Source organism: Arthrobacter sp. Y3224198 (assembly GCF_059090025.1).
The window spans coordinates 44,768-57,611 of the sequence record NZ_JBNHFG010000018.1; the positions used below are offsets into that span (position 1 = coordinate 44,768).

Annotated in this window: 13 protein-coding genes; 6 read left to right on the plus strand and 7 right to left on the minus strand. The window is 66.8% G+C overall.

All coding sequences use genetic code 11. From position 1 onward, the window contains the following. The first annotated feature begins 10 nt into the window (after window positions 1-10). Window positions 11-1,216, plus strand: coding sequence for a DUF445 domain-containing protein (locus AC5RUF_RS11235; RefSeq protein WP_493997169.1), 1,206 nt, complete (start codon window positions 11-13; stop codon window positions 1,214-1,216). 5 nt (window positions 1,217-1,221) lie between these two features. Here the strand turns inward: AC5RUF_RS11235 and AC5RUF_RS11240 are convergent, their stop codons facing one another. The 3 genes from AC5RUF_RS11240 to AC5RUF_RS11250 form a co-directional block, all read right to left on the minus strand. Continuing rightward, window positions 1,222-1,980, minus strand: coding sequence for a hypothetical protein (locus AC5RUF_RS11240; RefSeq protein ID WP_494130611.1), 759 nt, complete (start codon window positions 1,978-1,980; stop codon window positions 1,222-1,224). 168 nt (window positions 1,981-2,148) lie between these two features. Further along, window positions 2,149-2,424 (minus strand): GlsB/YeaQ/YmgE family stress response membrane protein, encoded by a 276-nt coding sequence (locus tag AC5RUF_RS11245; RefSeq protein ID WP_493997165.1) that lies wholly within the window; start codon window positions 2,422-2,424, stop codon window positions 2,149-2,151. A 130-nt stretch (window positions 2,425-2,554) separates the two neighbouring features. Next, window positions 2,555-3,235 carry an alpha/beta hydrolase gene (locus tag AC5RUF_RS11250; protein WP_493997164.1) on the minus strand — a complete coding sequence of 227 codons (681 nt, stop codon included), beginning with the start codon at window positions 3,233-3,235 and terminating at the stop codon, window positions 2,555-2,557. Between the two features lie 254 nt (window positions 3,236-3,489). Here AC5RUF_RS11250 and AC5RUF_RS11255 point away from each other — a divergent pair, with 254 nt between their 5' ends. Genes AC5RUF_RS11255 through AC5RUF_RS11270 form a run of 4 tightly spaced genes read left to right on the plus strand, consistent with a single transcriptional unit; the run spans window position 3,490 to window position 8,777 of the window. Next, complete coding sequence (locus tag AC5RUF_RS11255; RefSeq protein ID WP_494130612.1) at window positions 3,490-4,524, plus strand: 1-phosphofructokinase family hexose kinase; 1,035 nt, start codon at window positions 3,490-3,492, stop codon at window positions 4,522-4,524. Next, complete coding sequence (locus tag AC5RUF_RS11260) at window positions 4,524-6,701, plus strand: PTS fructose transporter subunit IIABC (RefSeq protein ID WP_494130613.1); 2,178 nt, start codon at window positions 4,524-4,526, stop codon at window positions 6,699-6,701. The genes AC5RUF_RS11255 and AC5RUF_RS11260 overlap by 1 nt, the downstream gene beginning before the upstream one ends. Before the next feature lie 30 nt (window positions 6,702-6,731). Beyond that, a complete protein-coding gene (gene ptsP / locus AC5RUF_RS11265) occupies window positions 6,732-8,456 on the plus strand; it encodes a phosphoenolpyruvate--protein phosphotransferase (RefSeq protein WP_494130621.1) in 1,725 nt (574 codons plus the stop codon). 42 nt (window positions 8,457-8,498) lie between these two features. Further along, a complete protein-coding gene (locus AC5RUF_RS11270; RefSeq protein WP_493998287.1) occupies window positions 8,499-8,777 on the plus strand; it encodes an HPr family phosphocarrier protein in 279 nt (92 codons plus the stop codon). Between the two features lie 169 nt (window positions 8,778-8,946). Here the strand turns inward: AC5RUF_RS11270 and AC5RUF_RS11275 are convergent, their stop codons facing one another. The 4 genes from AC5RUF_RS11275 to AC5RUF_RS11290 all read right to left on the minus strand — a co-directional run bounded on the left by AC5RUF_RS11275 (window position 8,947) and on the right by AC5RUF_RS11290 (window position 11,524). After that, window positions 8,947-9,684 carry a hypothetical protein gene (locus AC5RUF_RS11275; RefSeq protein WP_494130614.1) on the minus strand — a complete coding sequence of 246 codons (738 nt, stop codon included), beginning with the start codon at window positions 9,682-9,684 and terminating at the stop codon, window positions 8,947-8,949. Next, the gene (locus AC5RUF_RS11280; protein WP_494130615.1) at window positions 9,681-10,421 is read right to left on the minus strand and encodes a hypothetical protein; all 741 of its coding nucleotides are present in this window, start codon (window positions 10,419-10,421) and stop codon (window positions 9,681-9,683) included. The genes AC5RUF_RS11275 and AC5RUF_RS11280 overlap by 4 nt, the downstream gene beginning before the upstream one ends. A 175-nt stretch (window positions 10,422-10,596) precedes the next feature. Continuing rightward, window positions 10,597-10,896, minus strand: coding sequence for a GNAT family N-acetyltransferase (locus AC5RUF_RS11285; RefSeq protein WP_494130616.1), 300 nt, complete (start codon window positions 10,894-10,896; stop codon window positions 10,597-10,599). Window positions 10,897-10,954: 58 nt separating this feature from the next. After that, complete coding sequence (locus AC5RUF_RS11290) at window positions 10,955-11,524, minus strand: hypothetical protein (RefSeq protein ID WP_494130617.1); 570 nt, start codon at window positions 11,522-11,524, stop codon at window positions 10,955-10,957. 188 nt (window positions 11,525-11,712) lie between these two features. On the opposite strand from AC5RUF_RS11290, the gene AC5RUF_RS11295 reads away from it, so the two are divergent. Further along, complete coding sequence (locus AC5RUF_RS11295; protein WP_494130618.1) at window positions 11,713-12,813, plus strand: iron-containing redox enzyme family protein; 1,101 nt, start codon at window positions 11,713-11,715, stop codon at window positions 12,811-12,813. The last annotated feature ends 31 nt before the right edge of the window (window positions 12,814-12,844 follow it).

A 12,844-nucleotide genomic window follows, 5' to 3' on the forward strand; every position in this document is an offset into this window, starting at 1 on the left:
CCTGCGGCGGATGAAGATGATCGCCACCGGCCTGCTGATTCTGCTTGCGGTGATTTTCCTGTTTTCGTTCGCATTGCAGGACCGCTACCCCTGGCTCGAATACGTCCGCGCCGCCGCCGAGGGCGGCATGGTGGGAGCCTTGGCTGACTGGTTTGCCGTCACCGCCCTGTTCAAGCATCCAATGGGCGTCAAGATCCCCCACACGGCCATCATCCCGGAGAAAAAGGACCAGATTGGCGCCTCGCTGGGGCAGTTCGTGGAGCAGAACTTCCTGTCCGAGGAAATCATCCGGACCAAGCTCGATTCCATGCAGGTGGCACAAAAGGCGGGAACATGGCTGTCCCGGCCCGAAGGCGCCGAACGCGTGGCCACCGAGGGCGCGGCCGCAATCCGCGGCGCCCTGCGCGTACTGGACGACGACGCCGTCCGCGACGTCCTGGAATCCATGTTCCGCAGGCATGTGGTGGACCCGCAGTGGGGCCCGCCGGCCGGACGGATGGCCCAGCGCATCTTCGAAGAGGGCCACCACCACCAGCTGGTGAACCTGATTGTGGACAGCCTGGCCGACTGGGTGCTGGCCAACCCCGAGGTGATCGGCCGGCTCGTGGCCGAACGGTCGCCGTCGTGGGTTCCGGCCTTCGTGGATGACCTGGTGGGCGAGCGCGTGCAGATCCAAGCCGAGCGGTTCCTCCTGGACGTGCAGGAAAACCCCAACCACCAGCTGAGGGTGGCACTGGACAACTACCTCACCGGAGTGGCCCGGGACCTGCAGGAAGATCCCAAGACCATGGCCAAGGCGGACGCGGTGAAGGAGCAGGTGCTCGACGACCCGCGGGTGCGCGAGCTCATGACGCAAACGTGGACCACCATCAAGAACGCGCTGATGACCGCCGCCGAGGACCCGGACAGCGAGCTGACGCGCAACTTCAAGTCCGCCCTGCAGGACTTCGGCACGCGGCTGGTGAACGAACCGGAACTTGCCGCCAAGATCAACGGCTATGTGGCCGACGCCGCCGGCTATCTGGTCCGCACCTACCGCAGCGACATTGCCGGTGTCATCACCGAGACGGTGGAGCGCTGGGACGCGCAGGAGACCTCGGAAAAGATTGAACTGCAGGTCGGCAAGGACCTGCAGTTCATCCGGATCAACGGCACCGTGGTGGGTTCACTCGCCGGGCTGGCGATCTTCACCGTGGCCTCGGCAGTGTTCGGGTAGCCCGGCTAGGCGGATTTTTCTCCGGGCAGCTTGTCCAGTTCACCCGCGAGCTGGCCGGGAATGGTGGCCGGCGGTTCGCCGAAGGCCGCCCGGGTGGCCTTGATGACTCCCTTGCCCATGGCTCGGTTGCCCACACCGCCGACGACGGCGCCCACGCCCAGCGGGAGGGCGCGGCCCAGCAGCGCAGTTCCCTGGCGGGCCATGACCCGCTTCAGGAATTGGCGGCGGATCCGGGAGCCCACCGAGCCCATCATGCCCGAGGGCATGGCGCCGATGGTGCTGCCCCACGAGGAGGCGCTGCCGCGGCCGGCCAGGGACTGCATCATGGAGGTGCCTTCCTCCCCCAGCATGATGGCCATGACCATGGTGCGGGACTTTTCCGGATCGGCCAGCCGCACACCGTGGAGTTCCGCCACGGACTGGGCATACAGGGCGGTGGCTTCCAGGAAGCCCACCGTGGCAGCGGCCGAGAGCCCCAGAGCTGCCGCCGTTCCGACGGCGGGGACCACCGCCGTCGCGCCTACCGCTGCTCCGCCGCCCATCACGGTGTTGAGGTAGTGCCGGTCCAGGATGGAAATGAGCTCGGCAGCATTCGCAGATGGGTGTTTGCGCTGCAGCCGGCGAATATTGGCCAGCACGAGCGGCCGCTGGACTTCCACTGCCCGTTCAATGGCCCGGACCACATGCGGCTTCGGCTGTCCGTCCGGTCCGAAGGTGGCACGGCCGGCCAGCTTGGCCGCGGGGTTGAACTTACGTCGCTTCACAAGAACTCTCCTTGGGGAAATCCGGTGCTGGATCCAACTCTACGGGTGGCACCGGGGGACGGGGCCACCCGCACTCGGTTAACGCGAAAGGCGGGGTCCGGCGGAATAATTCCGCGCGGACCCCGCCCTCCAAATCAACACGCCGCGCTAGCGGCGCTCACGCACCACTTAGGCGCGGCTGCCGCTCTTGCGGGTAACGAAGCCGTAGATCAGCAGAACGATGATCGAACCGACGATGGCCAGGACCCAGGTCCACAGGGACGTCAGGCTGAAGATATCTCCGCCGTCGTTTGTGATCAGGCTGCCGAGCCAGCTGCCCAGAAGAGCGCCGATAACACCCAGGATCAGGGTGGCGATCCAGCCGCCGCCCTGACGACCCGGAAGGATCAGCTTTGCAATTGCACCTGCGATGAGACCCAGAATAAGGAACGCAATGATACCCATTTGATTCTCCTTGCTGTGTGAGTGACAGTGATTTCCAGCGCAGCCTTGTGGGCAACGCTTTCCTCCAGCCTACTTGATAAGCATGCTTAGGCACAGTTTTGTCCGAATTTTCCCTCTTGCCGGGAGTGTGTTAGTTACCGCGGGCGTGTGGATCGGGCCCAGCCTGCGTTGCGTCGGATTTCAGGTACCGGCGAAGAAAAACGGAAACGTCCGCAATTTCCGCACTGGAGATGGAATGCCCCATTCCGTTGTACGTGCGGGCAGTGAGGAAGGTGTTCTCCTCGAGCCACTGCCGGCTGTATTCCACTGCGTCTGCGTTGATGACCCAGTCCTGCCGGTCCCGGCCCCAAAAGTAGGGAACGCGCTGCGGCAGCGGCTCGGAGACGGCCAAAAGCTCATTGTGCGCAATAAAGCCCGACAGCCCCACCACAGCCAGGAAGTCACGGGGACGCAGCCGCAGCAGGGTGGTTGCCATGGCCATGCCCTGCGAAAAACCGACCAGGGCCACCCCGGTGAAACCATGCTCGAGCCGCACCCGGTCAATCCACGACAACACCGCCAGCCCGGCTTCCAGGACCTCCGATGTGTCCGAATTCAGCAGCGGATCCAGCAGGAACCATCCGCTGCCTTCACCCACGGCCAGCGGACCACGGACGGCGGCCCCCACGGCGGTGTCCGGCAAGGCGGCAAACAGCCGTTCCATCGCCTGCTCGCCGGAGCCGTATCCGTGCATCAGGACCACCAGGGTCCGGCCCTGGCGCTGGTCGGCCGGCAGCGACCAGGCCACGTTTTCCATTGACACGTTTTTCATCGGCCCAGCCTAGACCGGCCTGCCGTTTCCGGGCAGCCGGTGCCGGGCCGTCCTGCGGCCATTGCCACGGGTAGTGCCGCAAAAGTAAAGTCGCATCAGCGAACAAGCAGCGGCAGTTGCCATGGATCGCGGGTGCCAGGTATCCGTGAGGTATCCGTGCGAGGTATCCGCGCAGCGGCCGCCCGCAGGACTGGAAACACCTGCATTTCCGCCCGACACCGGCCTGTGGAACCAGGGCCTGGATGGAACCCTTTATGATCGTCACCCTTACCGCCAACCCCAGCTTGGACCGCACTGTTGAGCTCCCGGGAACGTTGCTGCGGGGCGCGGTCCAACGTGCCGCAGCCGTTGCCGAAGAGTCGGGCGGGAAGGGAGTGAATGTCTGCCGGGCCCTCACGGCCTCCGGCGTGGCGTCCATGGCCGTCCTTCCCGGTGCCGACGCGGATCCGGTGATGGCTGGCCTTCAGCACGCCGGTGTCCCCTATCTGAACCTGCCTATCCAGGCACCGCTGCGCAGCAACATCACCCTGACCGAGCCGGACGGCACCACCACCAAGATCAACGCTCCGGGACCGGTGTTGAGCCCGGTGGAGCAGGAAGCCCTGATCGCCTTGGCGGTGGGGGCCTGCACCCCGAAGGAGGGCAGCGGACCTGTCTCCTGGCTGGTGCTGGCCGGGTCCCTTCCCCCGGACGTACCGGCGGATTTTTACGCCCTGGTGGCCAACGCCGTGCGTGGACGGCTGGGCGCGGATGCCCCGCGCATCGCGATTGATTCCTCGGGCCCCCCACTGACGGGCGCATTGCTGCACGGTGCCGCCCCGGACCTCCTAAAGCCCAATGCCGAGGAATTGGCAGAAGCTACCGGCTTCTCCACGGAAGCGGCCCTCGAAGCGGACCCGCTGCTCGCGGTCCGTGCGGCCGGCATGCTGCGCGAGCGCGGCGTCGGCGCCGCCCTGGTCACCCTCGGTGCCAAGGGCGCGCTGCTGGTCACTGCGGAGGGAAGCTGGCTCGCCACCCGGCCTCCGGTCCAGGCCCGGTCCACGGTGGGCGCAGGCGATTCCGCACTGGCCGGCTACCTGCTGGCGGAAGTGGCCGGTGTCCCGCCGGCGGACTGCCTGCGCCAGGCAGTGGCGCACGGGGCGGCTGCAGCGTCCCTGCCGGGAACAACTCTTCCGGCCCTGGCGGAAACAGACCCCGCTGCCGTGACCGTGACCGCCCTCAGTGCCGCTCGGGACGGTTCCGCAAGTGCGGGCGTCGCCGCAGAGCCCATGTCGAAGGAGGAAAGCTGATGTCGGACCTCATCACCCCGGAGCTGGTCACGTTGGACCAGGATCTGGGTTCGGACAAAAGTGCAGTGATCGCACACCTGGCCAGGGCTGTTGTCTCGGCCGGACGGGCAACCAGCTACGAGGACCTCTATGCCGATGCCATGGCACGGGAAGGCAAAACGGCCACCGGCGTTCCCGGCGGCATCGCCATTCCACATTGCCGGTCCGCGGCCGTTACCCGCCCGTCCCTGGCCATGGCCCGCATCCAGCCCCCGGTCGAATGGGGCGCCAAGGACGGTCCGGCGGACATTGTGTTTTTTATTGCCGCTCCCGAAGGCGCGGACCAGGAGCACCTCCAGTTGCTCGCCAAGCTCGCCCGTTCCCTGATCCGCAAGGACTTTACGGCCTCCCTGCGTTCTGCGGGTTCGCCGGAACAGGTAGTGGAACTGGTGGACGGCGCACTGGGACTCGGGCCGGCTCCCGCTGCCTCGGGATCGGCAGCAGGGGTGGGCGGGGCCGCTGCGGCCGGTGCCGCCACCGGCGCGACGGCGGCAGGAACCGCAGGGCCCTCCGGGACGGCGGCAGGAACCGACGCCGGCACTCAGCCTGGCGGAAATGGCGGCGGTGCCCACGGAGCCGACGCGCCGGCATCCGAAGGCGGTACCGGCGCAACCACAACGGACACCTCCAAGTCACCCCATCTGGTGGCCGTGACTGCGTGCCCCACCGGCATTGCCCACACCTACATGGCAGCCGATTCGCTGGCCGCAGCCGCGGCCGAACGCGGCATTGACCTCCAGGTGGAGACCCAGGGGTCGGCCAAGTCCACCCCGCTGGATCCCACCGTTATCCGCAACGCCGACGCGGTGATCTTCGCGACCGACGTCGACGTCCGTGACAAGGGCCGCTTTGCCGGGAAACCGGTGATCAGTGGTCCCGTCAAGCGGGGCATCGACGAGCCGGGCGTGATGATCGACGAAGCCCTGGAGTCGATCAACAACCCCAACGCGCGGCGCGTTTCCGGCGGCGGAGGGGGCGGGGAGGAGCGTGAAGGTGCCGGGTCCGGCGGCGAAAGCTTCGGCGGCCAGCTCAAACGCGCCCTGTTGACGGGCGTCAGTTACATGATTCCGTTTGTCGCCGGCGGCGGCCTGCTGATTGCCCTGGGCTTCCTGCTGGGCACGTACGAACTCTCCCTGCAGGTGGACGACGTGGCCAACGGCGACCGGATGCTGGACGGCACCTCCATCCTGAACCCGCCACCCGAAGGCTTGATCCCCTACCTGGGCGCGGTGTTCTGGAAGATCGGCAACCTGTCCCTGGCGTTCCTGGTGCCCGCGTTGGCCGGCTACATTGCCTATGCCCTGGCGGACCGGCCGGGCATTGCTCCCGGATTCACCGCCGGATCCGTGGCCCTGTTCATGGATGCCGGGTTTATCGGCGGCATTGTGGGCGGCCTGCTGGCAGGTTATGCGGCCCGGTGGATCGGAAACTGGAACGTGCCTTCGTGGCTGCGGGGGTTGATGCCCGTGGTCATCATCCCCCTCCTGGCCTCATTGATAGCCTCCGGACTGCTGATCCTGGTCCTGGGCGGACCCATAGCCGCCCTCACCCTGGGACTGAACAACTGGCTGACCGGCCTGACCGGCGTGGCAGCCATCGGGCTGGGCATCATCCTGGGCCTGATGATGGGTTCGGATCTGGGTGGACCGATCAACAAGGTGGCCTATGCGTTCGCCGTGGCCGGCCTGGGTGAGGGCAGCTTCGAGAACCAGGTGCCCTGGGAAATCATGGCCGCCGTCATGGCCGCCGGCATGGTGCCCCCGCTGGGCATGGCCTTTGCCTCCACGGTGCTGGCCAAGAACCAGTTCAGCATGGCGCTGCGGGAGAACGGCAAGGCCGCCTGGCTGCTGGGCGCAGCGTTCATCTCCGAGGGCGCCATTCCGTTTGCGGCGTCCGACTTCTTCCGGGTTATTCCCTCGACCATGCTCGGCGGGGCCGTGGCCGGTGCCATCTGCATGGCAACCGGGGTAACCTCACAGGCACCACACGGCGGGATTTTCGTCTTCTTCGCCATCGGCAACATCCTGATGTTCGTCGTGGCGATCCTGGCCGGGACAGCCGTTACGGGCTTCGTGTACGTGGCCCTGAAACGGTTCGTCAGGTCCCGGAGCAAGGCCGAGGAACCCGCCATTGCGTAAGGCACCGGATCAAACAGGAAGGCACCAATGATGCGGACCATTAAGGGAATCGGAGTCAGCGCCGGACGGGTCCTGGCGCCGTCCCGCAGGATGCCGCCTCCGGTGCCCGAGCCCGACGCCGGGGCGAAGTTCGGGCCGCAGAGCACGGTGGACGGCGAAAAGGCCAGGCTGAAGGACGCAGCCGAAACCGTGCGCGAGGATCTGAAGCACCGCGCCGAAACGGCTTCCGGGGATGCCAAGGCCGTCCTGGACGCCACGGCCATGATGGCCACGGACCCCATGCTGCTGAAGGCGGCCGGCAAGCACATCAACGCCGGGATGGCCCCGGACCGGGCCATCTGGGAAGCAGGCATGGAGGTGGCCGCCATGCTGCAGAGCCTGGGCGGCTACATGGCCGAACGGACGCAGGACGTGCTGGATGTGCGCGCCCGGATCGTGGCGGAGCTGAACGGGCTGCCGGCGCCGGGCATTCCCGGCTCGGACGTACCGTTCATCCTCACCGCAGTGGAACTCGCCCCGGCGGACACCGCCACGCTGGATCCGTCCAAGGTGGTGGGACTGGTGACCAGCGAGGGCGGACCGCAGTCGCACACGGCCATCCTTGCCCGCTCCCTGGGACTGCCCGCCGTCGTCGGCGCGCCCGGGGCCAATGAGGTGGCCGACGGAGCCGAGGTCTATCTGGACGGCGCTTCGGGAACCGTGGTGGTGGAGCCGGGCGTGGCAGAGCGGGAAGCGGCGCAGAAGTATGCCTCCCGGTCGGCGCTGCCAACGTTCAACGGCACCGGGTCCACGTCCGACGGCCACCGGGTGCCGTTGCTGGCCAACGTGGGTTCCGGCAAGGACGCCCGCGCCGCGGCGGAGGCCGGAGCGGAGGGCATCGGCCTGCTCCGCACCGAGTTCTGCTTCCTGGGGCGGGACTCCGAGCCGAGCATGGAGGAACAGGTAGCGGCCTACGGTGCCGTTTTCGAGGCCTTCCCCGGACGGAAAGTGGTCATCCGGACCCTCGACGCCGGAGCGGACAAGCCGCTGCCCTTCCTGACAGACGCATCCGAACCCAATCCCGCCCTGGGCGTCCGTGGTTTCCGCACGGACCGGACCTCCCCCGGTGTCCTGGCCCGGCAGCTGGAGGCGATTGCCGTAGCCTCCGGAGCACACGAGGCCGACGTGTGGGTGATGGCACCCATGATCTCCACCGCCGAGGAAGCGGCGGACTTCGCGGTGCTCTGTACCGCCGCCGGACTGGGCATGCCCGGCGTGATGGTGGAAGTGCCGGCAGCGGCCGTAATGGCCGAAGCCATCCTGTCCCGGGTCCGGTTCGCATCCCTTGGCACCAACGACCTGACGCAGTACACCATGGCCGCGGATCGGCAGCTGGGTTCCCTGGCCACCTTGAACGACCCCTGGCAGCCGGCGGTGCTGCAGCTGATTTCCGCCACGGTGGCGGGCGCTGCCCGCGCGACGGCCGCACTGCCGGCCGAGCCCGGGACCGCAACGGCTGCTGCCGGGGCCAAAACCGTGGGGGTGTGCGGCGAGGCGGCCGCTGACCCTGCCCTCGCCGTCGTCCTCACCGGCATGGGCGTGAACACGCTGTCCATGACGCCCCGCGCGCTCTCCAGCGTGGGTGCCGTCCTGGGCTCGGTCACGCTGGACGAGGCACGCGAGCTTTCCGCACGTGCCCTCGCGGCGCATTCCGCGGCCGAGGCGCGCACCATTGTGCGCAGCCGGCTGCCCATCCTTGAACAGCTCGGCCTGTAACGGGCTGGATCTCCCCGCAGCAACCACGGAAGGAACAGCAAAATGGCAGAACGGAAAGCCACAGTGGCCAGCAGGGTGGGGCTGCATGCCCGGCCCGCCTCGATTTTCGCCGAAGCGGCAGCGGCACAGCCGGTGGAGGTCACCATCGCCATGGATGGGGCGCCCGCCGACGAGGCAATGGACGCCTCGAGCATGCTCTCGCTGATGAGCCTGGGGGCCTCGCACGGCGATGTGGTTGTCCTGCGGTCCGACGATGCCGGGGCGGAAAGCGCACTGGACGAGCTGGTCCGGATCCTGGAAACGGACCTGGACGCGCAATAGCGGACTAATCCCTTCGCGGACCGCACAATGATCACAAAAAATGACGAAGCCAGCGGCAAGAGCCGCTGGCTTCGTTGCAACCTCACGCTGACCCCCCACAGGCAGCGGATGTTACATATTCATTATTCTGGCACACTTGCATGAAATCGTGAACAAGTTTATCTAATTGTCACCTTGTGTAGCCCGGCGTAAGCAGGCTTTGCTTTTCACGCAGTTTCGAGACGACCCCGTAAAGGCCGACAAAACCCAGTCCCGCCGCCAGCAAAATAACCGAAGAATGGGGCAGGACATAGTCCCATACCCCCGTCTGCTGGCCGGTTACCCACAGCAAGGACCAGACCAGGTTCTCCAGCAGGGCAAAACCGATCACGGCGGAACCGATCCGCAGCACGGCAGGCCGTTGCGCCGCTGCTGCCGCCCGAAGCGACGGGATAATGAGGCAGGCGGCGACATAGGCGGGATACAGCCGGCCAGTCACGGAATAGGCCCAGACCCTGCGATCCGCCATGTAGGCATTGAGTCCGGGAGACGAAACCGGCAGGTCGCACATGGCGAACAGCACTGTGGTCGTGGCAACGGTCAATGCGAGGACGCCCAGTCCGAAACGGCCGGCAATGAGGCGGTGGGCCCAGGGCGAACGGAAACCCGCCGCGGCACTTCCGCCAATCAGGAGCACAACGGCATAGGTGGCATAACGGAGAATCAGGTTGGCCAGGTTTGAACCGCCCAGCAACGCGTCCACGGGGAAGTAAATTGCCGGCATGCTGAGGGCCACTCCGACGGTGATCGCAACCAGGGCCCAGAAAAGTGCGGGATTTCGCCCCTTGATGGCCAGGGGAAGCCGGGCTGCGGCAAAAGCCGCAGCGACCACCAATGCACCCAATTGAAAAGCGGTGGCAATGGTCATCCGAGGTTCTCCAAAAGCGTTAGATCAGTCTGTACGTCGTGTTCAAGTTTCCGCATTTGCTTTCCCATCCCGTCCAGCCGGTCCCGGCCGAGGAAAAGCAGTTCGGAATCGGTAAGGGCGGCCAGAGCTTCCTCTTGGCCGTTCCGGGGCCAGCCCGCCTCCGCGGGCGTGATCAGGCCGGTAGCCACCAGACCCCCGGGCAGAGATGCGCCGGCAAGCCTGGCTGCCTCCACTGCCAGTTCCGGGGCGAGCCGGCCGGCCGAAAGCTGCGCCGAGATATTCTGGGGCGCTACCCCCGATGTGGCGCTGAGCCGCTGGCGCAGGTCACCCGGGTCCACCGCTTCAAACCAGGAGCGGATTCCGTTGCGGTGCGGATACCGGGTCAGGTCAGGGAAAACCGGGGAACCGCTCTGGGTGGCCCTGGCCAGGATCATCTGCAGAATGCTGACATAGGAGACCTGGCTGATCAGTTCGGCATCGGTGGGCCGCCACGGCCCGCTGAGCAGATCGGAGTACTCCTCGAATTCCGAGAGGGCTTCCACGGGGTTCTTCCCGTACGCACGGGCCACGCTGACCACGGTGATTTCCGAGACTTTGCCGCGGACAATCTGCTGGGCGAGGGTGGAGCGCTTGATGCCGGTGCGGCGGCACAGATCGGTGTTGGATTCACCGGGAGCCACGGCGGTACGCCAGCATTGGAAAGACTTCGCGGGCACCGCCATTTCGTCCCCCCTCAATTGGATTTACCGCAACATATCGAAGTATACTGTTGGGACTGGCTTCCCCTTCTGCGTTCCCCCCATATGCAGAGCGGGAAGCCAGCTCCAATTAACCCACATCCGGACCGCGAAGCCCGGGACCGGCGCGGCGGCGGCCCCGCTGGGGTCTGCCCGGTCCGCCTGCGGCGCCCGCTTAGCCCTGCGGCCAGGAGACGTGGTGGCTGTACTCGGGATGTTTGCCCAGATACCCCGCCATGTAGGAGCAGTACGGCTTGACCCGCCGTCCCCTGCTGACGATGTCATCGACCGCATACCTGGCCAGCCGGGATGAATACCCCTGGTGCCGGAAGTCCGGTTCCATCTCGGTGTGGGTCAGGGCCACCCCGTCCGGCTGCACCTCATAGTCGGCAATACCGACCAGTTGGCCGTCCAATCGCAGTTCGTACCGGTCCAGCCCGTCATTGCGCGAGACACTGATGTCTTTGGTTGTCATAAGCCGAGACTGCCACGCAAACCGGGCCCGGTCCACCCTGCCCGCGCAGCTTCCGCCGCTAGGCGGCCCGTCCGCCGCCGGCCGCCTTTTCCGCCTGGTCCAGGCACGCGGCAAGCCGGTCCACCGCTTCAGCGTAGGCCGCGGTGCCGGACGCCGTACCGGCATCCGCCCGCCGCTGCTCCGCGGTTTTGAGCGCACGGATGAATTCGCGGGTTTCGGGGGTCCGGACATCGTGCAGGGCCGGATGTTCGGCGGCGAGCCAAGGGTCCAATTCGTAGGCGCTCCAACGGGCCAACACGTCCCGGTGCCGGAGGGAAATGCTGTGCACCGCGGCTTCCTGCCGGGCCCGCTCCTGCTTCGCCAGCCGCAGGCGGTGACGCCGCAGCACCCAGCCGGCCGCGGCGAGGCTGCCACCCACCAGCATCCACCCTGCCACCGGAGCGCCGGCTGGGGACGCAACCGCAGCCCACGCAGTAGTCAGGAGCACCGCCAGGAATGCCGTAAACCCGGTCCAAAACAGCCGTTCTCCATCCCGCTGGCCCAGCGCCCGGTCAACGCCGGCAGCACCGGCGGCCAGCGCGGCCGCCAGGAGCAGCAGAGGAATGGCAGACAGTACCGGATCTGGCATGAATGCTCCTTCCCTGCCGCCGCGAACCCGTTTCCTCTATTGCACCCAACCCCGCAGCAAAGGTCAATGGCGGACGCGGCGCTGCCGCAGGGCACAGCCGGCGGATACCAAGTAAGCTGATTTCTGGATTTGTCCCCGCGACTTCCGCTGGAACCGCCGGAAACGCGCCGTCAGAGGTAAGGAAAGCAATGAAGATTCCCGCCCCAAGAGGGCGCGTCAGCGCCACCCTGGTCGATATGCTCCGCAGCGGCCGCCGTACTGCCGCCGGCTACGGGTCCCTGCAGCTCCAGGTGGACGAAGCGCTTGCGGACACCGTGGACCTGCTGCGCGATGAAGACCTGCAGCTGGCCCTGTTCTGCCTGTATGAACTCCACTACTCAGGACTGGATGGCGTAGAAGACGCCGCCGAATGGGATCCGGAACTGATCCGGGTACGCACCCGGCTGGAGACAGCCTTCGAGGCCGTCCTCCGCCGCACCGTCCACCTTCCGGAACTGCCGGCAGCAAACAGCGAGGACGTTGCCGCGACCCTTTTCGCACTTGCCGCCGACGACGACGGTCCCAGCGTTTCCCGGTTTGTTGCCAGCAAGGCAAGCGTGGAACAACTGCGTGAATTCCTGGTCCTGCGCTCGATCTACCAGCTCAAGGAGGCGGACCCGCACAGCTGGGCCATCCCGCGGCTTCCGGTGGGCCGGGCCAAGGCGGCGCTCGTGGAAATCCAGGCCGATGAGTACGGCGGCGGCCGGGCCGAGCGGATGCACTCCCAGCTGTTCGCCACCACCATGGAGGGGCTGGGCCTGGACTCCGGCTACGGGCACTACATTGACCTGGTGCCTGCCCTGACGCTGGCCTCCTCCAATGCGATGTCCCTCTTCGGCCTCAACCGCCGGCTCCGCGGAGCCATCGCAGGACACCTTGCCGCCTTCGAGATGACCTCCTCGATCCCCAATTCGTTCTACGCGCGGGGTTTCCGCCGGCACGGCTTCGCCGACGACGTCACGTACTACTTCGACGAACATGTGGAGGCCGACGCCGTGCACGAACAGATCGCGGCACGTGACCTGGCCGGCGGCCTGGCCGAAGCGGAGCCCGCACTGCTCGAGGACATCGTGTTCGGCGCCGCGACGGTCCTGGCCATTGATGCGCTGCTGGGTGCAGACCAGCTCGCCGCCTGGCAGGCCGGCGAAACCGCCCTTCTCGCGCCGCTGCCCCCATCGGGTGCGGCCGAACCGGGGCCGGCCGGAGCAGCCCTCGACGCGTCCGCGATGGCCGGCGGGGTCACCCCGTGACCGCCGTGCCGGAACCGGCAGCGGAACCCGT

Coding starts and splice junctions, on each gene's coding strand:
- AC5RUF_RS11235 (WP_493997169.1), top strand. CDS start 11: ATGAAGATGATCGCCACCGGCCTGCTGATTCTGCTTGCGGTGATTTTC.
- AC5RUF_RS11245 (WP_493997165.1), bottom strand. CDS start 2,424: ATGGGTATCATTGCGTTCCTTATTCTGGGTCTCATCGCAGGTGCAATT.
- AC5RUF_RS11250 (WP_493997164.1), bottom strand. CDS start 3,235: ATGAAAAACGTGTCAATGGAAAACGTGGCCTGGTCGCTGCCGGCCGAC.
- AC5RUF_RS11255 (WP_494130612.1), top strand. CDS start 3,490: ATGATCGTCACCCTTACCGCCAACCCCAGCTTGGACCGCACTGTTGAG.
- AC5RUF_RS11260 (WP_494130613.1), top strand. CDS start 4,524: ATGTCGGACCTCATCACCCCGGAGCTGGTCACGTTGGACCAGGATCTG.
- ptsP (WP_494130621.1), top strand. CDS start 6,732: ATGCGGACCATTAAGGGAATCGGAGTCAGCGCCGGACGGGTCCTGGCG.
- AC5RUF_RS11270 (WP_493998287.1), top strand. CDS start 8,499: ATGGCAGAACGGAAAGCCACAGTGGCCAGCAGGGTGGGGCTGCATGCC.
- AC5RUF_RS11275 (WP_494130614.1), bottom strand. CDS start 9,684: ATGACCATTGCCACCGCTTTTCAATTGGGTGCATTGGTGGTCGCTGCG.
- AC5RUF_RS11285 (WP_494130616.1), bottom strand. CDS start 10,896: ATGACAACCAAAGACATCAGTGTCTCGCGCAATGACGGGCTGGACCGG.
- AC5RUF_RS11290 (WP_494130617.1), bottom strand. CDS start 11,524: ATGCCAGATCCGGTACTGTCTGCCATTCCTCTGCTGCTCCTGGCGGCC.
- AC5RUF_RS11295 (WP_494130618.1), top strand. CDS start 11,713: ATGAAGATTCCCGCCCCAAGAGGGCGCGTCAGCGCCACCCTGGTCGAT.